General features: G+C 61.6%; 21 protein-coding genes and 1 pseudogene. 14 read left to right on the top strand and 8 right to left on the bottom strand.

Annotation, left to right across the window (positions count from 1 at the left end):
• The first annotated feature begins 72 nt into the window (after positions 1–72).
• The 5 genes from ABV589_RS02720 to ABV589_RS02700 all read left to right on the top strand — a co-directional run bounded on the left by ABV589_RS02720 (position 73) and on the right by ABV589_RS02700 (position 4521).
• Positions 73–618, top strand: coding sequence for a carboxymuconolactone decarboxylase family protein (locus ABV589_RS02720; RefSeq protein ID WP_007966370.1), 546 nt, complete (start codon positions 73–75; stop codon positions 616–618).
• Positions 619–682: 64 nt separating this feature from the next.
• The gene (locus ABV589_RS02715; RefSeq protein ID WP_367086162.1) at positions 683–1753 is read left to right on the top strand and encodes an acyl-CoA dehydrogenase family protein; all 1071 of its coding nucleotides are present in this window, start codon (positions 683–685) and stop codon (positions 1751–1753) included.
• The gene (locus ABV589_RS02710; RefSeq protein WP_367084754.1) at positions 1750–2571 is read left to right on the top strand and encodes an ABC transporter ATP-binding protein; all 822 of its coding nucleotides are present in this window, start codon (positions 1750–1752) and stop codon (positions 2569–2571) included. Before ABV589_RS02715 ends, ABV589_RS02710 begins: the two co-directional genes overlap by 4 nt.
• Positions 2558–3757 (top strand): ABC transporter substrate-binding protein, encoded by a 1200-nt coding sequence (locus ABV589_RS02705; protein ID WP_367084753.1) that lies wholly within the window; start codon positions 2558–2560, stop codon positions 3755–3757. The genes ABV589_RS02710 and ABV589_RS02705 overlap by 14 nt, the downstream gene beginning before the upstream one ends.
• On the top strand, positions 3757–4521 hold the full coding sequence (locus ABV589_RS02700) for an ABC transporter permease (protein WP_367084752.1): 765 nt from the start codon (positions 3757–3759) through the stop codon (positions 4519–4521). The genes ABV589_RS02705 and ABV589_RS02700 overlap by 1 nt, the downstream gene beginning before the upstream one ends.
• Before the next feature lie 1375 nt (positions 4522–5896).
• Here ABV589_RS02700 and ABV589_RS02695 read toward each other — a convergent pair.
• On the bottom strand, positions 5897–8278 hold the full coding sequence (locus tag ABV589_RS02695; protein WP_367084751.1) for a DUF3772 domain-containing protein: 2382 nt from the start codon (positions 8276–8278) through the stop codon (positions 5897–5899).
• Positions 8279–8472: 194 nt separating this feature from the next.
• Between ABV589_RS02695 and ABV589_RS02690 the strand changes: the two genes are divergently transcribed.
• The 4 genes from ABV589_RS02690 (at position 8473) to ABV589_RS02675 (ending at position 11789) form a co-directional block, all read left to right on the top strand.
• Positions 8473–9237, top strand: coding sequence for a hypothetical protein (locus ABV589_RS02690; protein ID WP_367084750.1), 765 nt, complete (start codon positions 8473–8475; stop codon positions 9235–9237).
• Positions 9238–9265: 28 nt separating this feature from the next.
• Positions 9266–9703: a hypothetical protein gene (locus ABV589_RS02685; protein ID WP_007966353.1), complete on the top strand. Its 438-nt coding sequence runs from the start codon at positions 9266–9268 to the stop codon at positions 9701–9703.
• Between the two features lie 98 nt (positions 9704–9801).
• Complete coding sequence (locus ABV589_RS02680) at positions 9802–10467, top strand: response regulator (RefSeq protein ID WP_367084749.1); 666 nt, start codon at positions 9802–9804, stop codon at positions 10465–10467.
• A complete protein-coding gene (locus ABV589_RS02675) occupies positions 10443–11789 on the top strand; it encodes an ATP-binding protein (RefSeq protein ID WP_367084748.1) in 1347 nt (448 codons plus the stop codon). Before ABV589_RS02680 ends, ABV589_RS02675 begins: the two co-directional genes overlap by 25 nt.
• A gap of 210 nt (positions 11790–11999) precedes the next feature.
• Here ABV589_RS02675 and ABV589_RS02670 read toward each other — a convergent pair whose 3' ends face one another.
• On the bottom strand, positions 12000–12359 hold the full coding sequence (locus ABV589_RS02670) for a hypothetical protein (RefSeq protein ID WP_367084747.1): 360 nt from the start codon (positions 12357–12359) through the stop codon (positions 12000–12002).
• A gap of 326 nt (positions 12360–12685) precedes the next feature.
• On the opposite strand from ABV589_RS02670, the gene ABV589_RS02665 reads away from it, so the two are divergent.
• Positions 12686–13138, top strand: a complete 453-nt coding sequence (locus tag ABV589_RS02665; RefSeq protein ID WP_367084746.1) for a hypothetical protein — start codon at positions 12686–12688, stop codon at positions 13136–13138.
• 172 nt (positions 13139–13310) lie between these two features.
• On the opposite strand, the gene ABV589_RS02660 is transcribed toward ABV589_RS02665, so the two are convergent.
• The 3 genes and pseudogenes from ABV589_RS02660 to ABV589_RS02650 form a co-directional block, all read right to left on the bottom strand.
• Positions 13311–13469, bottom strand: a complete 159-nt coding sequence (locus tag ABV589_RS02660; RefSeq protein WP_367084745.1) for a DUF2986 domain-containing protein — start codon at positions 13467–13469, stop codon at positions 13311–13313.
• Between the two features lie 46 nt (positions 13470–13515).
• On the bottom strand, positions 13516–14214 hold the full coding sequence (locus ABV589_RS02655) for a phytanoyl-CoA dioxygenase family protein (RefSeq protein ID WP_367084744.1): 699 nt from the start codon (positions 14212–14214) through the stop codon (positions 13516–13518).
• Positions 14211–14351: pseudogene (locus tag ABV589_RS02650) on the bottom strand (dienelactone hydrolase); the annotation flags it as partial. The gene ABV589_RS02655 and the pseudogene ABV589_RS02650, both read right to left, overlap by 4 nt.
• Before the next feature lie 320 nt (positions 14352–14671).
• On the opposite strand from ABV589_RS02650, the gene ABV589_RS02645 reads away from it, so the two are divergent.
• Positions 14672–15367, top strand: coding sequence for a tRNA (adenine(22)-N(1))-methyltransferase TrmK (locus ABV589_RS02645; RefSeq protein ID WP_367084743.1), 696 nt, complete (start codon positions 14672–14674; stop codon positions 15365–15367).
• A gap of 71 nt (positions 15368–15438) precedes the next feature.
• A complete protein-coding gene (locus ABV589_RS02640) occupies positions 15439–15918 on the top strand; it encodes a MerR family transcriptional regulator (protein ID WP_367084742.1) in 480 nt (159 codons plus the stop codon).
• A 15-nt stretch (positions 15919–15933) separates the two neighbouring features.
• Here ABV589_RS02640 and ABV589_RS02635 read toward each other — a convergent pair whose 3' ends face one another.
• A complete protein-coding gene (locus tag ABV589_RS02635) occupies positions 15934–16938 on the bottom strand; it encodes an acetoacetate decarboxylase (ADC) (protein WP_367084741.1) in 1005 nt (334 codons plus the stop codon).
• A gap of 37 nt (positions 16939–16975) precedes the next feature.
• Positions 16976–17767: a type 1 glutamine amidotransferase domain-containing protein gene (locus tag ABV589_RS02630; RefSeq protein ID WP_367084740.1), complete on the bottom strand. Its 792-nt coding sequence runs from the start codon at positions 17765–17767 to the stop codon at positions 16976–16978.
• 195 nt (positions 17768–17962) lie between these two features.
• On the opposite strand from ABV589_RS02630, the gene ABV589_RS02625 reads away from it, so the two are divergent.
• Together ABV589_RS02625 and ABV589_RS02620 are read left to right on the top strand one after the other, a co-directional pair.
• The gene (locus tag ABV589_RS02625; protein WP_367084739.1) at positions 17963–19042 is read left to right on the top strand and encodes a saccharopine dehydrogenase NADP-binding domain-containing protein; all 1080 of its coding nucleotides are present in this window, start codon (positions 17963–17965) and stop codon (positions 19040–19042) included.
• A gap of 74 nt (positions 19043–19116) precedes the next feature.
• A complete protein-coding gene (locus tag ABV589_RS02620; protein WP_367084738.1) occupies positions 19117–20349 on the top strand; it encodes an NADH:flavin oxidoreductase/NADH oxidase family protein in 1233 nt (410 codons plus the stop codon).
• A 64-nt stretch (positions 20350–20413) separates the two neighbouring features.
• Here ABV589_RS02620 and ABV589_RS02615 read toward each other — a convergent pair whose 3' ends face one another.
• Entirely contained in the window at positions 20414–20974 is a 561-nt protein-coding gene (locus tag ABV589_RS02615; RefSeq protein WP_367084737.1) for a fasciclin domain-containing protein, read from the bottom strand.
• Positions 20975–21033: the final 59 nt, after the last annotated feature.

Here is a 21033-nt window from a genome sequence, read left to right as displayed (position 1 = left end):
TACTTTAGAATATGGATCGAAATTTTTATAACCAACAGACTGGCCGGACACTCAACAGCAGGAGTCCACTCCATGTCGCGCGTCACTCTACACACCGTGCAAAGCGCTCCCGAAGCCGCCAGACCGTTCCTGGAAAATGCGCAGAAAAACTCCGGATTCATTCCGAACCTGTTGGCCGTGCTGGCCAATGCCCCGGCCGCGCTGGAAACCTACGTTACGGTATCGGCGCTCAATGGCAAGTCCGAACTCAGCCTGGCCGAGCGCGAAGTGGTGCAACTGATTGCCGCGACCAACCATGGTTGCGATTTCTGTGTCGCAGGTCATACCGCCGTGGCGCTGAATAAGGCCAAACTGCCGCCGGAAGTGGTCAGTGCGCTGCGTGAGAAAGCCACTGTGCCCGTGGAAAAACTGGAAACCCTGGCCGCGTTTGCCCGCGAGGTGATTGCTACCCGGGGCAAGGTCAGCGATCAGACCTTCAACCAGTTCAAGGCCGCCGGCTACACCGAAGGCAATGCCCTGGAAGTGATCCTCGGCATCAGCCTGGCGACCCTGTGCAACTTCGCCAACGTGTTTGCCGACACGCCGCTCAACCCTGAGCTGGCAGCGTATCGCGCGTAATCGGTCGGCGGTTCCGGCAGCGTCGTCTATGGTTGATGCTGCTGCGTAAATGGAGAAATACCAAATGCTCAATGCGGCATTGATTCAATGGCTGGAACACAACGCTCAGGCACTGGATGCGGGCGACGGCGATCCGCAGCAGGTTTTGACGCAACTGGCGCAGGCCGGGGTGCTGCGGGTCGGTATCAGCCCGGTACTGGGCGGCAGCGGTGGCCACGTCAGCGATGCGGTGGAAGTGCTGGCGAACGTCGCCAGCCATTCATTGGCGGCGGCGTTTGTGTTCTGGGGCCAACGGGCCTTTATCGAATACCTGCTGCACAGCCCCAACGCTGCGCTGAGGGAAAAACTGCTGCCGGCGTTGCTCAGCGGCGAACTGGCCGGGGCCACCGGTTTGTCCAACGCGATGAAGTACCTGTCCGGCATCGAGGCACTGCAAGTGCGCGCCGCCAACTCCGCCGATGGCTGGACCTTGAACGGGCGCCTGCACTGGGTGACCAATCTGCGCAAAAGCGGTTTTGTGGTCGCGGCTGCAATCGAGCACGAGGAGGGCGGTTCACCGTTCGTGCTGGCGATCGCCGATGACGCTGCCGGCGTAAAACGTTCCGCCGATCTGCAACTGATGGGGCTGCAATCGAGCAACACCGCTGCGATCGATTTCACGCAAGTGGCGGTCGGACGCGAATGGCTGCTGCATGACGACGCGCGCAAGTTTCTGCCAGCAGTGCGCCCGGCGTTTCTCGGCTTGCAATGCGGCATGGCGATTGGTCTGGCGCGACGGGCGCTGGCCGAGGTCGAAGGGCATTTGCAGGACGGTCGTTCGATCCTGCTGGAGCCGTTGCAGGAGCAGCGCGAGCAACTGGCGCAGACCGTCGACGCGCTCAAGCAAGGCCTGCACGACGGGCGCTTCCTCTCCCAGCCGGGCGCGTTGTTCCAGATCCGCATCGCGCTGGCCGAATCCGCCGCCAACGCCGTGCAACTGGAACTGCAATCCAGCGGTGGCAAAGCCTACCTGACCGAGCACGGCAGCGGTTTCGCCCGGCGCTGGCGCGAGTCGGCGTTCGTGCCGATCGTCACCCCGAGCCTGGTGCAACTGCGCGCCGAATTGCAGCGGCAGAAACGGGAAGCGACGGCATGACCGCAGCGTTGCTGGAAGCGCAGGGCATCAGCCTCGGCTACCCGCGAGAGCAGGGCTGGCACACCGTGCTGGAACACTTCGACCTGCAATTGCAGCCCGGTGAAGTGGTGACGATTCTTGGCCCCAGCGGTGTCGGCAAGTCCAGCCTGCTACGGGTGCTGGCCGGTTTGCAGGCGCCGCAACAGGGCCGGGTGAGCCTGCTTGGCGAGCCACTGACCGGCGCGCATCCACGGGTGGCGGTGGCGTTTCAGGACCCGAGCCTGTTGCCGTGGCTGACCCTGGAAAAGAACGTCGCCTTCGGCCTCGACTTCGCCCGCCAGCCGCACCTGACGGCCGAGCAGCGCAAGGCGCGGATCGACCACGCGATTGCTGCGGTCGGCCTCGAACATGCGCGCTCGCAGCATCCGGCGCAATTGTCCGGCGGCATGGCCCAACGCACCGCGTTGGCCCGTTGTCTGGCCCGTCAGCCGCAGGTGCTGTTGCTCGATGAACCGTTCGGCGCGCTGGATGAAATCACCCGCGCCGACATGCAGCAGTTGCTCCTGCTATTGATCGCCGAGCACCACACCGCGGCCGTGTTGATCACCCACGACATCGACGAAGCCCTGCTGCTCTCCGAGCGGATTCTGCTACTGGGTAACAGCCCGGCGCACATCCTCGGCGAGTGGCGCATCGACCTGCCTCAGCCGCGTGCCGAGCTGGTCGAGGAACTGGGCGCGCTGCGCATCGACATCCTCAAAACCCTTCGGCGGGCGAGCCGCAACCCCCTCATTCAACCTGTGCCCGCTACGTCGGAGATTGACCATGTGCCTGGATGACTTCACTCACACACGTCGTGACTTCCTCAAACTCAGCGCGCTGCTGACCGCTGGCGGCGCGTTGCCGTTGCTCAACAGCCTCAACGCCCGCGCCGCGTCCGAGCCGAACGCGCCAGTGCGCATCGGTTATCTGCCGATCACCGACGCCACGCCGTTGCTGGTCGCGCACAACAACGGCCTGTTCGAAGCCGAAGGGATTCAGGCCGAGCGCCCGGTGCTGCTGCGCAGTTGGGCGCAGGTGATCGAGGCGTTCATTTCCGGGCAGGTCAACGTGATTCACCTGCTGTCGCCGATGACCGTGTGGGCGCGTTACGGCAGCAAGGTACCGGCCAAGGTCGTGGCGTGGAACCACGTCGGCGGCTCCGGCCTGACCGTGGCGTCGGGCATCACCGAGGTCAAGCAACTCGGCGGGCAATCGGTGGCGATTCCGTTCTGGTATTCGATTCATAACGTGGTGGTGCAGCAGCTGTTTCGCGATCACGGTCTGGTGCCGGTGAGCAAATCCGCGAGCGCCGCGTTGGCGCCGAACGAAGTCAATCTGCTGGTGCTGCCGCCTTCGGACATGCCGCCCGCCCTGGCGAGCAAACGCATCGCCGGCTACATCGTTGCCGAGCCGTTCAACGCCCTGGCTGAGGAACTCAAGGTTGGCCGCGTGCAGCGCTTTACCGGCGACGTCTGGCGCAATCACGCCTGCTGCGTGGTGTTCATGCATGAGCAGGATCTGAACAACCGTCCCGAGTGGTCGCAGAAAGTGGTCAACGCGATCGTCAAGGCGCAGGTCTGGACCCGCGACAACCGCGCCGAGGCGGCGAAACTGCTGTCCAAGGACGGCGAAAATCGCTACACGCCGCACGCGCAACCGGTGCTCGACCGGGTGTTGGCGCCGGCCACCAGCGACCGCGAGCAGTATATGGCCAGCGGCGCGATCCAGCACAGCCATTGGGACGAGCAGCGCATCGACTTTCAGCCGTATCCATTTCCCAGCTACACCGAAGAGCTGGTCAAGCGTCTGAAGGACACGCTGATCGAGGGCGACAAGGGTTTCCTCGCCGGCCTCGATCCGCAGCAAACCGCTAAAGATCTGGTGGATGACCGCTTCGTGCGCAATGCCATCGCGGCGGTGGGCGGCATGCAGACTTTCGGCTTGCCGGAAAGCTTCGAACGCAGCGAGGAGTTCAGCCTCTGATGCGTCAGCGATCTTCATCGACCGTGCACGGTTTGTTGGGCGTAGCAGGGCTGTTGTGCCTGTTGCTGCTGTGGTGGCTGGGCGTACACGTGTTCGGAGGCAATGACAGCCTGGCGCTGCGCTTTTCACCCGAGGCAACCCTGGGCAGCCTCGGCGAACTGCTGTTGCGCCCGGAGCTGTACGAGCATGTGCTGGTCAGCCTGAAACGGATTGTGGTCGGCCTGCTGCTGGCATTGCTGATCGGCGTGCCGCTGGGCCTGATGATCGGCAGCTACCGGCATCTGGAGGCGGCGACCACGCCGGCGTTTCAGTTTCTGCGGATGATCTCGCCGTTGTCGTGGATGCCGGTGGTGGTGATGCTGCTGGGCGTTGGCGATCAGCCGATCTATTTTCTGCTGACCTTCGCTGCGGTGTGGCCGATCCTGCTCAACACCGTGGCCGGCGTGCGCCAACTCGACCCGCGCTGGCTGCAACTCAGTCGCAGCCTCAGTGCCACCCGTTGGGAAACCCTGCGCAAAGTGATTCTGCCCGGCGTGCTCGGCCATGTGCTGACCGGCGTGCGGCTGTCGATCGGCATTCTGTGGATCGTGCTGGTGCCGTGCGAAATGCTCGGGGTCAGCGCGGGGCTGGGCTACTTCATTCTCGATACGCGAGATCGACTGGCGTATTCGGAGCTGATGGCGATGGTGCTGCTGATCGGTGTGCTGGGCTTTGCGCTGGATGCGTTGGCGCGCTGGCTGCATCGGCGCTGGGCGCCGGCCTGAGGCTCTTCGCGCCACCATCACGTTGACTGACCCACCGCCATCGCTGGCAAGCCAGCTCCCACAATGATCTCGGCCAGTCGCCAACTCCGCGCCCACCGCAGAACCCTGTAGGAGTGAGCCTGCTCGCGAAGGGGGCGTGTCAGTCACCCCCGCTGTGACTGAACCACCGCCATCGCGAGCAGGCTCACTCCTACAATGCTTTAGGCCAGCCGGCACATTTGCGTTAACCGCAAACCCCTGTGGGAGCTGGCTTGCCAGCGATGGGGCCGTGTCAGCCGCCATCACTTCAGACTGACCCACCGCCGTCGCTGGCAAGTCACCTTCCACAGGGGCTGGTCTGCTACGGCGTGGCGGCGGGTTTCGCCAACGCAATCCCCGCATCCCCCAGCCGCTTGAGAATCTCCCACAATGATCTCGGCCAGTCGCCAACTCCGCGCCCACCGCAGAACCCTGTAGGAGTGAGCCTGCTCGCGAAGGGGGCGTGTCAGTCCCCCCCGCTGTGACTGAACCACCGCCATCGCGAGCAGGCTCACTCCTACAATGCTTTAGGCCAGCCGGCACATTTGCGTTAACCGCAAACCCCTGTGGGAGCTGGCTTGCCAGCGATGGGGCCGTGTCAGCCGCCATCACTTCAGACTGACCCACCGCCGTCGCTGGCAAGTCACCTTCCACAGGGGCTGGTCTGCTACGGCGTGGCGGCGGGTTTCGCCAACGCAATCCCCGCATCCCCCAGCCGCTTGAGAATCTCCCACAATGATCTCGGCCAGTCGCCAACTCCGCGCCCACCGCAGAACCCTGTAGGAGTGAGCCTGCTCGCGAAGGGGGCGTGTCAGTCCCCCCCGCTGTGACTGAACCACCGCCATCGCGAGCAGGCTCACTCCTACAATGCTTTAGGCCAGCCGGCACATTTGCGTTAACCGCAAACCCCTGTGGGAGCTGGCTTGCCAGCGATGGGGCCGTGTCAGCCGCCATCACTTCAGACTGACCCACCGCCGTCGCTGGCAAGTCACCTTCCACAGGGGCTGGTCTGCTACGGCGTGGCGGCGGGTTTCGCCAACGCAATCCCCGCATCCCCCAGCCGCTTGAGAATCTCCCACAATGATCTCGGCCAGTCGCCAACTCCGCGCCCACCGCAGAACCCTGTAGGAGTGAGCCTGCTCGCGAAGGGGGCGTGTCAGTCCCCCCCGCTGTGACTGAACCACCGCCATCGCGAGCAGGCTCACTCCTACAATGCTTTAGGCCAGCCGGCACATTTGCGTTAACCGCAAACCCCTGTGGGAGCTGGCTTGCCAGCGATGGGGCCGTGTCAGCCGCCATCACTTCAGACTGACCCACCGCCGTCGCTGGCAAGTCACCTTCCACAGGGGCTGGTCTGCTACGGCGTGGCGGCGGGTTTCGCCAACGCAATCCCCGCATCCCCCAGCCGCTTGAGAATCTCGAACAGCAGATCACTCTTGGTCCCGCCGACGATCCGTGGGCTGCCGACGTAGCCGGTTACTGTCAAGGTGATGCCATCGGGCGACAGCTTGCTGAAGCGCACGTACGACGCCGGTTTGTCGAGGATGTTTTCGTTTTCCCGGTAGGTGTTCAGCAGCAGTTCCTTGACCTGTTCGGGGTCGATGTCCAGCGGGAACATCAGCTCCAGGCTTGCCACCCCCTGGGCGCTGCCGCCGAGGGTGACGTTGCGCAGGTTCTGCGAGATCAGTTGCGAGTTGGGCACGATCACGATGGAGCGGTCGCTGAGCTGGATTTCCGTGGCGCGCACGTTGATCCGGCGGATATCGCCTTCGACGCCGCTGATGCTGATCAGGTCGCCGACCTTGACCGGCCGTTCGGTGAGCAGGATCAGCCCGGAGACGAAGTTCTTGACGATCTCCTGCAAACCGAAACCGATCCCCACCGAGAGCGCACTGACGATCCACGCCAGATTGGTCCAGCGCACGCCCAGCGACGATAAGGTCAGGAGGATGACCGTGGCATAACCAATGTTGGAAAAGAGTGTGCTCAACGACGCGCACATGCCCGGATCCATGTCGGTCTTGGGCAGGAATTCATTGTCGAGCCAACGGCGCAAAGCGCGGATCAGGTAGATGCCGATCAGCAACGCCAGCACGGCATTGATCAGATGCGCCGGGACGATGTTCAGCTTGCGCAACCCGGCGCCACCGAGAATGCCCATGACGTTGCTGGTCAGTTGCCCGAACGTGGTGCCGATGCCGCCGACGAACAGGGTGATCACCGCCAGCAGCAACAGCCCGGCGCGGCTGGCACCGGACAGTACAATCGAAATCTGCTCCAGCCGCCGGTCGCCCATGCCCAGAGTCTGCTTGAGGGTCTTGCCGGCCGAGTAGCGCGGCGAGAACAGGTATTCGCAGGCGTCCTTGACCACTTGAACCAGCAGATAGAACCCGGCCAGCACGATATAGGCCCAGACCAATTCATAGGTGACGAAGCGGGCCAGCGACACGTAGCCGGTGAGCAAGGCTAGCGCCGATATGCACATGCACACCGTGGCAATGCTGTAGATCGCCCCGGCAAACGTGCTGCCGGTCTCCGGTTCATTGGCGCTGATCAGCGCCTTGCGCACTTTGCCGACGCGCCACAGCAGCGGCACCAGAATCACGATCACCACGATGGCGATCACTCCGCGCTGGGCGATCACGATCTGGCTGCTCATGCCGGTGGCGTTGCTGACTTGCACCAGGGTCACCAGCACCAGCAGGGTGGCGGCGAGAATCCGTGGATAGGGCTGGAGCGCCAGTGCCACTGAGTCGGCCATCGCCGGCAGCCGCCATGAAGGATGCTGGGTCGACAGCAACGCGCGGCTCAGCGCGGTGATCAGGACGCAGGCGTAAACGGCTTTTTCAAACTCCTCGGAAAAAGTCTGCAGCATGGGCGTCAGCGGTTCGTGACGGGTGCAGGCGTAGAACAGCAGATGCAGGGCGATGGCCGTGGTGCCAAGGGTCGCCAGCGCCGAGGCGAACGCCAGCGCGCTGCGGCGCAGGCGCCCCTCCGGCATGCGGTGGATGCACAGCCAGGTCAGCCCGCGCTCGGCGAGTCGGCGGCCGAGCGTCCAGAAAACCAGAGCGAGCAGCACCAGCACGCAGGTGAAAAAGCGCTGTCCCGGTGCCCAGACTGTGGCCCAGGTGACGCTGACCTGATCGATGAAAAACTTCAGGCGCTGGCGATCGTCCGGCTCCGGCGCCACCAATGGCGACCAGAAGGCCGGGCTCAGGATGCTGTCGGTGCGCAGCGTCAGTTCGCTTTCGAGCAGTGTGCGGCGGATGCCGGCGATTTGCGTGATCAGCTCGGCGGCGCTTTGTTTGAGCGCGGCAAGGCTTTTGAGCGTGGCATCGACCTTGTTTTTCTGCTCGCTGAGCAATGCCCTTTGCGCGGCGATTTCCGCCTGTTCGGCGGCAATCTGCGTATCCGGCGCCGCGCCGAGCACCCCCAGTTGCACCGCCAGTTGCGCCTGCTGCGGCAACAACGATGCCGACAACCGATCGACATCCAGAATAAAGGTCTGCACCCGATCTTGCGGACCTTCGAGCTGGTTGTAGTTGTTGGCAGCGGAAATCTGCTGCTTCAGCCCGTCGAGGCGCAGTTGCAGGGCTTGCAGATCACTTTGCGAGACCTCCACCAGCGGCGCAGCAGTGGTCGCCGAGGGCGCCGGCAAATCCGCCCCCCACACCAACGAACTGCCCGCAGCGAGCAGGAGCAGCGCGAAAAAAAACAAAGACTTCAATGTGTTGCGCATGAGAGTGGCCGGTTCTCGTTGATCACACAATCTATGAGGTTAGGTGATCGAACCGGGCACGGCGGAAAATTTCCGGGGAGCAGGGCGGGACGGTGAATCGGTCGCGTCGTGTACGCCCTCAGTCTCAGCTAAGTATTGGCTCGTATCTTCCCCTCAGCGCAAGTTCAGCGCTGGACAGGAGAGGCGATCCACACATGAATCCCGCAAAAGCCGGATGGCTTAACAAAGTCCCCGAAGTGACACTGGCCTTCTGGGTGATCAAGATTCTCTCGACGACCGTGGGTGAAACCGGCGCCGACTTCCTTGCGGTGGATGCCGGTTTCGGCGCTGGCTGGACCAGCATCGGCATGGCGCTGTTACTCGGGTGCGCGCTGTTCTTTCAAATGCGTAAAACCGCGTATACGCCCTGGATCTATTGGTTAACCGTGGTGCTGGTGAGCATCGTCGGCACGCAGATCACCGACATCATGACCGACATGCTCGACATCAGCCTGTACGTCAGCACCGCGGTGTTCTCGGTGTTGCTGGCCGTGAATTTCCTGATCTGGTTCACGGTGGAGGACAACCTGTCGATCCGCGAAATCAACACGCCGCGACGCGAGCTTTTCTACTGGTCCACGGTGCTGTGCACCTTCGCCCTGGGCACTGCTGCCGGGGACCTGGCAACGGAAGCGCTGGGGCTGGGCTTCACCGTCGGTGCGGTGATATTCGGTGCGCTGATTGCGGCGACGCTGCTGGCTTGGCGGATGGGGGCCAACGTGGTGCTGACCTTCTGGTTCGCCTACATCCTCACCCGTCCGTTCGGCGCCTCTCTCGGTGACTTGCTGACTCAGGCCAAGACCTACGGTGGCCTGGGCATGGGCGCCGCCTGGACCAGTGCGATCTTCCTCAGCGTCATCGTGCTGTTGGTGGCGGTCGCGCAGATCAGCCTTGGCAATCGCAAAACCCTCACTCAATAAACGTTTGGATACCCATCAAGGAATCAATATGCACGCCTTCAAAACGGCTTTTCGCCACGTCGCGATCATCTCGTCTCTGGTACTGCTCGGTAGCCTCGCCGGCTGCTCGAAACCCGCCGACAAGCCCGCTGCCGGCACGCCGACCAGCTCTTTGAGCGCGCCGCCGCAATCGGGCTCGAAGCTGGGTGACCTGAGCGAGTTCCGCAACATCGCCGCCGACGTCAGCGCGCGGGTCGAGAAAAACGACCTGCTCGGCGCCAAGACCCGGATCAAGGATCTGGAGACCTCCTGGGACTCTGCCGAAGCCGGCATCAAGCCGCGTGCCGCTGCCGACTGGCATGTACTGGACAAGGCCATTGACCGCGCGCTGGATGCCCTGCGCGCCAACTCGCCGAAGCAGGCTGACTGCAAGGCGGCCATGGACGACCTGCTCAAGGCTTTCGATTCGATGAACGGCAAGCAGTGATCGCAGCGCTGAACCGGCGGCGGACAAACGCCGGTGCAAGTGCTTCAATACAGGCGCGATGGCCATGACCGTCGCGCCTTTTTCTGTCGGAGCGCTGCATGCGGATTCTGCTGGTCGAAGATGACCTGATGATTGGCGAAGCCATCGAGGCGGCGCTCAAGGAAGCGAGCTACGCCACCGACTGGGTGAAAAACGGCCTCACCGCACTGGCGGCGCTGGACACCCAGACCTACGACCTGGTGTTGCTCGACCTCGGCCTGCCCGGCAAGGACGGGCTCGATGTGCTGGATGCCATTCGTGCGCGCAACAACCCCGTGCCATTGCTGATTATCACCGCCCGCGATGGCCTCGATGACCGGCTGCGCGGCCTCGATGGCGGCGCGGATGACTTCCTGCTCAAACCCTTCGCCATGGCCGAGTTGCTGGCACGCATGCGCGCGGTATTGCGCCGGCGCGGCGGTAACGCGCAATCGTTGCTGGACAACGGCGAGGTGTCGTTAAACCTGGTCTCGAAGCAAGCCTCTACCGCGCAAGTCGCCGAAGTGCAGCTTTCCAGCCGCGAGTTTGCGCTGTTGCAGGCGTTGTTGATTCGCCCGGGGGCGATTCTCTCGCGCAGCGAACTTGAGGACCGGATTTACGGTTGGGGCAACGAAGTGGAAAGCAACGCGGTGGAGTTTTTGATCCATTCGCTGCGGCGCAAACTGGGCAACCATGTCATCAGGAATGTCAGGGGGATGGGATGGATGGTTTCAAAGGGCGTTTGAGCGACTCGGTGCAGTCACGGCTTTCCATCACGCTTTCCCTGGCAATTCTTGTCGTCGCCTTGCTCGCCGGTGCATTCGCGTTTATCTCGGCACTCGATGAAGCGCACGAAATGCAGGACGAAAGCCTGCGTCAGGTGGCGCTGCTGTTTGATCGGCAGCACATGACCCTGGGTTATCCCGCTGCCGCGCAGGTCGTTGGCGATGACGAAGACTCGCGGATCACCGTGCAATACCTGGCTGACAGCAGCAAAGCCGTCGGCACTGATGACGCGAGCATCCCGTTGCCCTTTCCCCTGACCCTGGCCGATGGTTTGTCGACGCAGAACATTGCCGGTGAACACTATCGTGTACTGGTCAGAACCACCTCGGCAGGCGAACGCATCGCGGTCGCGCAGGAAGCCGACGTGCGCGACAAGGAGGCGCGGGAAAGCGCCTGGCGCAGTCTGCTGCCGTTTCTGATCCTGTTTCCGGTGCTGCTGTTGGTGGTGGGGGATCTGGTGCGCAAGCTGTTTCGCCCGATCGCGACGCTTGCGGCGGAAATCGATCAGCGTGACCAGCAGGCACTGCATCCGATCGATGAACAGCACCTGCCGAGCGAGATCCGGCCCTTCGTTGTGGCGATCAATCGATTGCTCAAACGTGTGGCGCAGGCCATGGAGGCGCAACGACGGTTTATCGCCGATGCCGCCCATGAACTGCGCTCGCCGATGACCGCGCTGTCGTTGCAGGCTGAGCGATTGGCCGCTGCGACCATGTCGGCTGACACCCGGCAGAACTTTCTGCCACTGGCTCAGGGCATCGAGCGCAGTCGCAAGCTGATCGAACAATTGCTGGCCCTGGCCGCCGCGCAATCAATCGCGCAACGCGCCGAGTCCGCTGTGTCGGTGCATGCCGTGTTTCGCCGAGTGCTGGAAGACCTGCTGCCACTGGCAGAGAACAAAGACATCGATATCGGCGTGGAAAGCATCGACGACGTGCAGGTCGTCATCAACGAACTCGACCTGTTGATCCTGATCAAGAACCTGGTGGATAACGCCATTCGCTATACCCCGGTGGGCGGACGAGTCGACCTCAGCGTCGAACGGACGGAGCAGGGCGTGAGCATCGAAATCAAGGACTCGGGGCCGGGCATCCGCGCCGAAGAACAGGCGCTGGTGTTCGATCCGTTTTACCGCAGCCTGGGCACCGGCGAGGCCGGGTCCGGGTTGGGGCTGTCGATTGTCAGGGCGATCGCCGAACGCACGGGGATTCGGGTGGGTTTGAGTTTTGTTGATGAAGTGGGGCGGCGTGGCTTGCGTGTTTCGCTGTGGTTGTCCTCATAAGGCCGCCCAGTGCTTGTCGCTCACCCACGTTCGACAGCCATGCCTGAAGAGTTCGAAGTTCCCAGCCCCCACGGGCACACATCGAGCACACCACCCATCATGCCCATGCACAAGGCGATCGCTTCGCCTGCAAGATTGCGGTCATGACGGCGATCATGGCGACCGTCGGCGCCCTGATGAGTTGCAGCTACGCGGGACTTGCGTGCTCGTTCAGAGCCCCCCGAATCCAGAGAACCAGGGAAACATAGCCGTGCCTTTATGTCCTTTGTATGCGGATTTCTTGGCAAGCCGCTTGCGACAATAAAACAAACTGATCGTGGCAGGGATGATGAACAGGGCAATCATCCACGGAAACACACTGGTCAGTCCCAGGCTTATGGTCGTAACAAGGCTGATCAGCACTATGCCAATGATCACCAGGTTGTAGCGAATATGCTGACGCTGAATTGAAGCAAAGCTGTCCCAGTCGTAAATAAGCCAGTCATGGGAGAAATTGTCGCACTGAGGGCACTTATGGGTTGGCGGAGGGCTGTTTGTCACATAGCCACATTCGGGACATCGAGCTTTCATTCACGATCCGCAATTGCATGAATGGGATGGCACATTTGTCTTTGCGATCCGGGTACGCAGGCGCGCCACCCGAAACTGAGGTTAGCAGGGCAGTATCGTTTTTCCACTGTTCTGCGCTGCTACGGGCTGTCTACGGGCACAGTTTGTCGCGAGCGCCTTGAGGACATGACGGACGCGCGATCGGTAGGAGATACGCATACGGCGCCAGAGGCAGCCGGGCTGACTATGCTGTGGGCGTCTACGCTGCAAAAACTGCTGCGCACGAGCTCGGCACGGCAAAAAAATGCCGGCCAGGAAAATGGCCAGAAGGGACACGGATGAAGAGCATGGCTTTTGTAATCATTTTTCTCGGAGGCGGCGTTGCGCTCTATCCATTTATTAATGAATTGCAGCCGGCAGGGCACGCCCTCAACCGTATTTATTCCTGGTTTACGCCGGGGCTCAGCGTTGATGTGGCAACCCGTCTGAGCGTGAGCTACTTCTACGCAAGCCTGTTTCATCTGGTGTGGTCGGCATTGTTGGGTGAGTCGGCCAGTGTCTGGGGGCCGACAGTCAGAGGGAAAGATCTTGTCTATCTCGCCTTGCGCTGCCTGGGTTACTGGCTTGTCAGCCTGATAACACTCGGACTGGTCGGGATGACCTCGCAAAAAGTACCTTATTCGGACTTTCACCGATATTTCAGTTACCTGGTGATGTGCATGCTGATCGGTGTTTGGGCAGGGTGCATCAGAGACTTTGTTGTGGCAGCTGTCTATTACGTTCGAGGAAAACGCGTATGAACGATCCCGTGGCAAGCTCCCATTCAGCACTCAAAGCGCCACCCGCTCCAGACATCTGCTGACCTCCAGTGAATATGCCGCCGGATGCGAGAACCTGAATATATCCCCGGTCCTCGGCATGCCGACTGCCTGTCTCAGCCGACCGAGTGTGATTGAACCCTGGCGCGCGGGATCAGCTCTCGCTGGTTTCAACCGGCTCGGCCGCCGCTTCGGCCGCCATCTTCGCGCGGTCAGCCTTGCTGATGTACTTGGGCTTTTTCGGCGCCAGTTTGGCGCTGGCCTTTTTGGCCTTTTCCTTGAACAACTGCTGCAGTTTCTTTTGACGGTTCATGTTTCTTCTCGGTGAAGGGGCTGGGCATCTGCCCGCCAGGCGCGCATTAAAACCGGCTCGCAGCGTTTTGGCGAGTCTGTTGCAGCGCTGCGGGATCAAACAGTTCACGAGTGTCCATTCGCACACTGCGCAAGCTCGCCGTTTCCAGCTGCGTCGTATACAGCGCCTGCGCGCAATAGTTGATCAGGATAGAGCGCCGACGTGCGCCATTCATGTTGCGGCTGCCCGCGTGGAGCAGATCAACGTCAAACAGCAAAATGTCCCCCGCGTTACCGGAAAGCTGCACGACGGCGGTCTCGTCGTTGGGGTCGAATGGGAGTTGTTGTGGCGATGGTCGGTGGCTGCCCGGGACGATGCGCGTGGCGCCGTTGGCGGGGCCGTAGTCGTCGAAAAAGGCGATGGCGTTGACCATGTCGCCGGGCCGCTGGATCGATAAGTCGCGGTGCAGTTGCTGATGGCCGCCGCCGGCAAGCGGTTCGCGACCCTCGACCTGGGACAGGAAGAAGCGTTCGCCAATCAGCTCACCTGCCACCGCCAGTACCTGCGGCAGGCGACACACCGCTTGCACGGTTGCATCCAGATCCAGCAGCGAATGGCGCCAGTCCGCACCGCGCGGGACCGGCCAGTGTTCTGATGCTTGCACATTTGCATCGAATACCGCGCGCAGGTCGGCGAGCCACTTCCCCGGGATCGCACGGCGCAGCAGCGCAAAACCTTGCCGGTGAAGCTGCTCGCGCCCGATCATGGCTTCGACGTCGCCAGAAAATCGCTGATCAGCGCCACCACCTGCTGCTGGATCACTTCCAGTGGGCGCGCAGAGTCGCCATCACGGCAAATGACGCCGTCGCCCGGTGCGTCTTCCTCGAGCACTTCGATTGCGCCCGCCGCCAGGGTCGTGCTGTGAAAGCCGGTGGGACGCGAATCCGCGAGTGCGCTGGTGGACAGGCCAAGCAGAAGCAGGGCGCCGAGAGCTGTTTTCAAGGTTGATCTTCCATGAGTGCATTTGTTGTTTTGAGATACGGCTGCGCGCAGATTAGTAGGCCGGTTGCAAAGAAGATAGCGGATGCCTCGCCTGTGCAGTGACAGGCCGAATCCGGACTAGACCGCGCCCGTCCGGATTTGAATTACCCGACGTTGCCCGCTAGAGTCGCGCCCCTTGTCCGGCCAGCAGCGCCGGCGATGGCTGGGGAAGAGGGCGGCAGTTGAACGAACACACTTTGTCCATGCGTCTGGAGCGGGTGGCGGCGCAGGTGCCGGCGGGCGCTCGGCTGGCGGATATTGGCTCGGATCACGGCTATCTGCCGGTGGCCCTGATGCGCCGTGGCGCCATCGTTGCGGCGGTGGCCGGCGAGGTGGCGCTGACGCCGTTCCATGCCGCGGTGCGCACGGTGCGCGACAACGATCTGCAGCAGCACATCAGCGTGCGTCTGGCCAGCGGTCTGACGGCGATCGAACCGGACGACGAAATCACCGCGATCAGCCTCTGCGGCATGGGCGGCGAGACGATTCGCGACATCCTCGACAGCGGCAAAGCGCGTCTGCGCGGGCACGAACGGCTGATCCTGCAACCCAACGGCGGCGAGCAACCCTTGCGCCAATGGCTGATGGACAACGACTACCGCATCCTCGACGAGGAAGTGCTGCAGGAAAACCGTTTCTTCTACGAAATCATCGTCGCCGAGTGCGGTTCACCGCTGAGCTACAGCGCCGAACAGTTGTACTTTGGCCCATTGCTGATGCAAGTACGCAGCCCGGCATTCATCGCCAAATGGCAGCGCTCGTTACGGCAGAAACAGAAGACCCTGAACAGCTTCAAACAGGCGCGCCAGGCTGTCCCCGAGGAGAAGCTGCAAGACATTGCGCGGCAGGTTCAGTGGATTACCGAGCTGCTGGCGTGATCTGGCATGTTGGCGCTGGCGGCTTTCAGGTTTAAAGTCAGCTTCAAGGTTAACGGGCTTGCGGAGTCGACATGAGAATTGGTGAACTGGCAAAAATCAGCGGGCTGGCGCCTTCGCGTATCCGCTTCTACGAAGCGAGCGGGTTGATCACTTCGGTCGCGCGCAAAGCCAATGGCTATCGCGATTACGCCCCCGACACACAGTGGGTGTTGCATATCATCACCGGCGCGCAGGCGGCAGGTTTCTCCCTGGAGGAGATCCGTCAGTTGATGCCGATGAACGCGAGTGGCTGGCAGCATGACCAATTGCTCAGTGGCTTGAAGCAAAAGGTCGAAGAAATCGAAGTCCTGCAGCAACGGCTGGCGCAGAACAAGGAGCAACTGCTGCTGGTCATCAAGGGGATCGAGGGCAAGCCTGCGGGGATGGCGTGTGCGGACAATGCGCAGAGGCTGATCCAACGGCTGTGCGAAGAAGGCGGGACGCCTGCTTCAGACAAACGGGCAGCCGGTGCGGCCGGGAAAAGAACCACCCGTCAGGCTGCCGGAGCCTGACGGGCGTTACCGCTTTCAGCGATTGCCAACCAGCGTGGCGAGCGGCTTTGGTGCGTAAAGTGCGCTCTGGAACTCCGGGACATATTCGTACTTGAGCATTTTCCCCAGCTTCAAGTCGCGCAGGTAGGTCGACAGGCTGCCGTCGCCCAGCGTCAGCGTGGCGGCATCGGCATCCCGGCTGGAACCGTGGCTGAGCTGGCGCGACACCGCGTAGCCATAGGCCAGTTGGCCCTGGTGATCGAGGTTGGTGAAACTGCTGGTGACGATATCCTCATCGCGCGACAGTTTGTCGAGCTTCTTCGCGGTGAAGGACACGTCCGGTTTGCCGGTCTGGCTGTCGCTGATCTCATAGATCACCGATTGCCCGTTTTCTTTGCGATCAATCCCGGTCAGCCACTTCGGCAGGTTGTATCCGACCACTCCGCGCACCCGCGCCAGCTCGGTATTGACCGGCAACTTGAGCACATAACCCCAGAAGTCTTCTGACATCGATTGGCCAATCAACGTGAGCGGTCCCAGGTTGGCTCTGCCGGGTTTGTTGGTGATGATCGACACGGCAACTTCGTTATAGGCGTCGTTATCGCAATGCTCGTAGGTGTACGCAGTGAACGCGATCAAGCCACGTCCTGGCCAGACTTGCAGCGGTTGCACGGTGGCCAGTATTTCGCGCGGCATCAACGCCCGGAGTCGCTCGAGGTCGGCCGTGTAGATCGCCGTGACACGACTGTTCTGATAGTAGAAGTTTGGCGAAAACGACTCGAAGCCAATGTCGACCTTGTGCTTCGTGAGGCCCTTGAACCAGCTCAAATCAACGCCCGGGACTTCGGCGGCAATTACCGATAACGGCGGATTGGAGCGAAAGCGGTCATAGAGGCCACCCTTGACGACGGGTACTGAATGGCCGGCAATATCGATGGTGGTGGTCTCGGTCAGGTCGCGCATTTCAGGTGTCTCCGCCAACGCAGCGTTGGCAAAAGTGGTGATCAGCAATCCTGTTAAAACGGCGCTTGCGAGTTTCAATCGGACTTTCTCCGGTGGGTAGGCACTACAAAAAGATTCAGCGCGTTCGTTCGTCGGCGTTGAGCACCGCCATCACGGCTTCAGCTACGGCTTTGGGCGATTGAGGGTTCTGCCCGGTCACCAGCCTTCCATCGGTAATGGCAAATGAAGTGAACGGTAGCCAGCCCTTGCGGTAGCGCGCGCCCTGGCTCACCAAGCGGTCCTCGAGGAAGAAGGGCACTTGGCTTTTCATTCCCGAGAACAGCTCTTCGCGGTCAGAGAAACCGGTGATGTTTCGGTTCTTGATGATCAATTGGCCCTGGCTGTCCTTCAGGTCCAGCAGCCCCGCTACGCCATGGCACACCGCCGACACGATGCCGCCCTGGTTGTAGATGGTTTCGGCGACACGGCGCAGGTCAGGGTTGTCGGGAAAGTCCCACATCACGCCATGGCCTCCGGTGAAATAGATGACGCCGAAGCGGGACGGATCGACCTCGGCGATCGGCAGCGTATTGGCCAGTCGCGCGCGGAACGCAGGCGACTGCAAATGCTCCCGCGCAGCCTTGTCCATGTACAACCAGCCCAGACTGCGTTCGTCCAGAGGCACCGCGCCGCCCTTGGGGCTGGCAAACACGGTGGTGTAGCCGGCGGCTTCCACCACATCGGTGAAGTGCGTCAGCTCGGTCAGCCACAACCCGGTGGTATCGGTGCGAGAGGGATAGCTTGCGTGATTGGTCATGATCACCAGAATCTGGCGATCCTTGATTGCCGCCGACTGAGCATTTGCAAACGTCATGAAAGCACCACCTATCAATAGCAGGGCAGAGGAAACAAGGGTCTTGAGCATCATCCGGGCTCCATCGAGCAAGCAGGTCGGCGCATGCTCACCTTAAACCTCACTTTAAGGTCAACCCCCGCTGCTGCGAATAATTTGCGTCGATGCCATCGGACTTTTGCTTGACCCTCAACCTGACTTTAACGCTAGCGTCTGACGCTGATTGGGCAAGGCAATAACGCCGATCATCAATCCACTCAGGAGCCACGCATGAGTCAGCAAGACCAACCGGATACACCGATGAAATGGATGATTTATGGCGCCAACGGCTATACCGGCGAACTGATCGCTCGCGATGCCGTCAGGCGTGGACTCAGGCCGGTGTTGGCCGGACGTAGCCGCGACAAGGTCGAAGCGTTGGCCCGGGAGCTGGGTCTCGAAGCCCGGGTGTTCGGTCTGGATGACCCTGCGCGGTTGCTGGCGCAGATCAAGGGTCACGGCTTGATTCTGCATTGCGCGGGGCCGTTTTCCGCAACCGCCGCGCCGATGATCGAAGCCTGCCTGCGAGCCAGCGCACACTATCTGGACATCACTGGCGAGATTGCCGTATTCGAACATGCGCAGTCTCTGAATGAGCGGGCGCGGGCAGCGGGGTCAGTCATTTGCCCCGGCGTCGGCTTCGATGTAGTTCCGACCGACTGCGTTGCCGCCGCCCTGAAAGACGCGCTGCCGGATGCGACGCATCTGGCGCTGGGCTTCGATTCACGTTCGAGCTTTTCACCCGGCACTGCCAAGACTTCAATCGAAGGCCTGGCGCAGGGCGGCAAGGTCCGGCGTGACGGCAAGATCGTTTCCGTGCCGCTGGCCTATCGGGTTCGGCGTATCGATTTCGGTGCCGGGGAGAAGCTGGCGATGACCATCCCCTGGGGCGATGTGTCCACCGCCTGGCACACCACCGGCATCGCCAATATCGAGGTGTTCATACCGGGTTCGGCGGGGATGATTCGCGGCGCCAGGCTCGCCAACTGGATTCGTCCGTTGCTGGGACTGTCGTTTGTGCAGCGGCTGCTCAAGGCGCGCATCGGCAAGACCGTGACCGGCCCGGATCAGGCAAAACGTGCCGACCAAGGCACCTATGTGTGGGGCGAGGCGCGCAATGCTCGCGGTGAAAGCAAAGTCGCCCGCGTGCACACCGCGAACGTTTACAGCCTGACGATCGACGCTGCGTTGGCGGTGGTCGGCTATCTGTTGCAGACAACACCGCCCGGCGGTGCCTACACACCTGCGCGGTTGTTGGGCGCGGATCTGGTGACGCACTTGCCTGGGTCGAGCGAAATCAACATTGAATGAGCTTGAAAAAAGTCATTGACCTTAAAGTTGACTTCAATCTTATGGTGGCCTCATCTCCAGTTGAGGACTGCCCCATGAATGTGTTCGACGCCCTGACCTTACCCAACGGTTCGACCATCAAGAACCGCATCGCCAAAGCCGCCATGGAAGAAAACATGGCGGACGCCGACCAGGCGCCCTCCGCAGAGCTGATGCGTCTGTATCAGGCGTGGGCCGATGGCGGTGCCGGGCTGATCATCACCGGCAACGTGATGGTCGACGGCCGCGCCATGACCGGGCCGGGCGGCGTGGTGCTGCAGGATGATCAGCAACTCGACAAGTTCAAGCGCTGGGCGCGGATTGGCCGTTCTGCCGGCGCGCAGTTCTGGTTGCAGATCAATCATCCGGGGCGCCAGATGCAGTCCAACCTCGGGCAGAAAACCTGGGCGCCATCAGCGGTGCCGCTGGAGCTGGGCAAACTGTCCAAGCGTTTCGCCACGCCCCACGCCATGACCACCAGTGTGATCAAGGACGTCATCCAGCGCTTTGCCAATACCGCACGCCTGGGTGAACAGGCCGGCTTCACCGGGGTGGAAATCCACGCCGCTCACGGCTATCTGTTGAGCCAGTTTCTCTCGCCTCTGACCAACCAAAGGACGGACGAGTGGGGCGGCTCTCTGCAGAACCGTGCGCGGTTGTTGGTCGAGATCGTCAAGGCAGTCCGGGCCGTGGTTTCCGCGCAATTTGCGGTGGCGGTCAAACTCAATTCCGCCGATTTCCAGCGCGGCGGATTCACCGCTGACGATGCGAAAAAAGTGGTTGAGCTGCTCAACGATCTGGGCGTGGATCTGGTGGAACTGTCCGGTGGCAGCTACGAAGTCCCGGCCATGCAGGGTGAGGCGCGCGATGGTCGCACGTTGGCTCGCGAGGCCTATTTCGTCGAGTTTGCCCGGGACCTTCAGACCGTTGCCAAAATGCCGGTGATGGTCACCGGCGGCATTCGCCGTCGTCCGGTTGCCGAAAACGTCGTGCACAGTGGTGTGGACATGGTCGGTATCGGTACCGCATTGGCCATCGATCCCCACCTGCCGCGTGACTGGCTGCAGGGCAAGGACAACGCGCCGCAATTGCCGCCGATCACCTGGAAAAACAAGGCTATCGCCGCCCTCGCGAACATGGCGGTGGTGAAGTTTCAGCTGGGTAAACTCAGTCGAGCGAAAAAGCCTGATCCGAGTGTGTCACCGTTGCGAGCGCTGATTTTGCAGCAGATCGCCATGGCGTTTCGCACTCGGCAATATCGGCGTTGGGTGGCAAAACGTTCGGCGTGAGTCGGAAGTCATTTCAATCGTGACGTTGGCGGAACTCTCACGCGAGCCCGCCAATGTCAGCCAATCAATTCGGCATCAGCACCGTATCGATCACGTGAATCACGCCATTGGATTGCATGACGTCAGCGATGGTAATGGCTGCCTTGCCGCCTTTGGCGTCCTGCACCCACAGCTTGCCGTCGTGCAACATTACGGTCAGCGATTCGCCCTGGACGGTTTTCAGCATCACTTTGCCGCCGTGCATTTTGGCATCGTCCATCAACTGCTTGGCCGTGTGAGTGCCGGCCACGACGTGGTAGGTCAGGATCTTCGTCAGATCCGCCTTGTGTTCAGGCTTGGTCAATGTATCGACCGTGCCAGCGGGCAGTTTTGCGAAGGCTTCGTTGGTGGGGGCGAAGACCGTGAACGGGCCCTTGCTGTTGAGCGTATCCACCAGCCCGGCGGCCTTGACCGCAGCGACCAGTGTCGTGTGATCCTTGGAGTTGACTGCGTTCTCGACGATGGTCTTGGTCGGATACATGGCCGCGCCGCCAACCATCACGGTATCGGTGGCAAAGCTGGATCCGGCGCCGAGGCAGAGCAGGGTGAAGCAAGCGACAGCAAGGCGTTTAATGAGCGTATGCATGGTGCGTCTCCTGGATTCTTCGACCCTTCGAATGAGGGTGTTGAATATACGGAGCAGGG

Origin of the sequence: Pseudomonas sp. HOU2, from assembly GCF_040729435.1 — a bacterium.
In the GTDB taxonomy this organism is placed as follows: domain Bacteria; phylum Pseudomonadota; class Gammaproteobacteria; order Pseudomonadales; family Pseudomonadaceae; genus Aquipseudomonas.
Note: the sequence above shows the minus strand (reverse complement) of the source record. Positions and strands in the feature narration are given on the sequence as shown.

Coding starts and splice junctions, on each gene's coding strand:
- ABV589_RS02695 (WP_367084751.1), bottom strand. CDS start 8,278: ATGCGCAACACATTGAAGTCTTTGTTTTTTTTCGCGCTGCTCCTGCTC.
- ABV589_RS02720 (WP_007966370.1), top strand. CDS start 73: ATGTCGCGCGTCACTCTACACACCGTGCAAAGCGCTCCCGAAGCCGCC.
- ABV589_RS02655 (WP_367084744.1), bottom strand. CDS start 14,214: ATGATCGGGCGCGAGCAGCTTCACCGGCAAGGTTTTGCGCTGCTGCGC.
- ABV589_RS02670 (WP_367084747.1), bottom strand. CDS start 12,359: ATGAAAGCTCGATGTCCCGAATGTGGCTATGTGACAAACAGCCCTCCG.
- ABV589_RS02625 (WP_367084739.1), top strand. CDS start 17,963: ATGAGTCAGCAAGACCAACCGGATACACCGATGAAATGGATGATTTAT.
- ABV589_RS02690 (WP_367084750.1), top strand. CDS start 8,473: ATGAATCCCGCAAAAGCCGGATGGCTTAACAAAGTCCCCGAAGTGACA.
- ABV589_RS02680 (WP_367084749.1), top strand. CDS start 9,802: ATGCGGATTCTGCTGGTCGAAGATGACCTGATGATTGGCGAAGCCATC.
- ABV589_RS02705 (WP_367084753.1), top strand. CDS start 2,558: ATGTGCCTGGATGACTTCACTCACACACGTCGTGACTTCCTCAAACTC.
- ABV589_RS02660 (WP_367084745.1), bottom strand. CDS start 13,469: ATGAACCGTCAAAAGAAACTGCAGCAGTTGTTCAAGGAAAAGGCCAAA.
- ABV589_RS02675 (WP_367084748.1), top strand. CDS start 10,443: ATGGATGGTTTCAAAGGGCGTTTGAGCGACTCGGTGCAGTCACGGCTT.
- ABV589_RS02710 (WP_367084754.1), top strand. CDS start 1,750: ATGACCGCAGCGTTGCTGGAAGCGCAGGGCATCAGCCTCGGCTACCCG.
- ABV589_RS02685 (WP_007966353.1), top strand. CDS start 9,266: ATGCACGCCTTCAAAACGGCTTTTCGCCACGTCGCGATCATCTCGTCT.
- ABV589_RS02640 (WP_367084742.1), top strand. CDS start 15,439: ATGAGAATTGGTGAACTGGCAAAAATCAGCGGGCTGGCGCCTTCGCGT.
- ABV589_RS02615 (WP_367084737.1), bottom strand. CDS start 20,974: ATGCATACGCTCATTAAACGCCTTGCTGTCGCTTGCTTCACCCTGCTC.
- ABV589_RS02665 (WP_367084746.1), top strand. CDS start 12,686: ATGGCTTTTGTAATCATTTTTCTCGGAGGCGGCGTTGCGCTCTATCCA.
- ABV589_RS02715 (WP_367086162.1), top strand. CDS start 683: ATGCTCAATGCGGCATTGATTCAATGGCTGGAACACAACGCTCAGGCA.
- ABV589_RS02630 (WP_367084740.1), bottom strand. CDS start 17,767: ATGATGCTCAAGACCCTTGTTTCCTCTGCCCTGCTATTGATAGGTGGT.
- ABV589_RS02620 (WP_367084738.1), top strand. CDS start 19,117: ATGAATGTGTTCGACGCCCTGACCTTACCCAACGGTTCGACCATCAAG.
- ABV589_RS02700 (WP_367084752.1), top strand. CDS start 3,757: ATGCGTCAGCGATCTTCATCGACCGTGCACGGTTTGTTGGGCGTAGCA.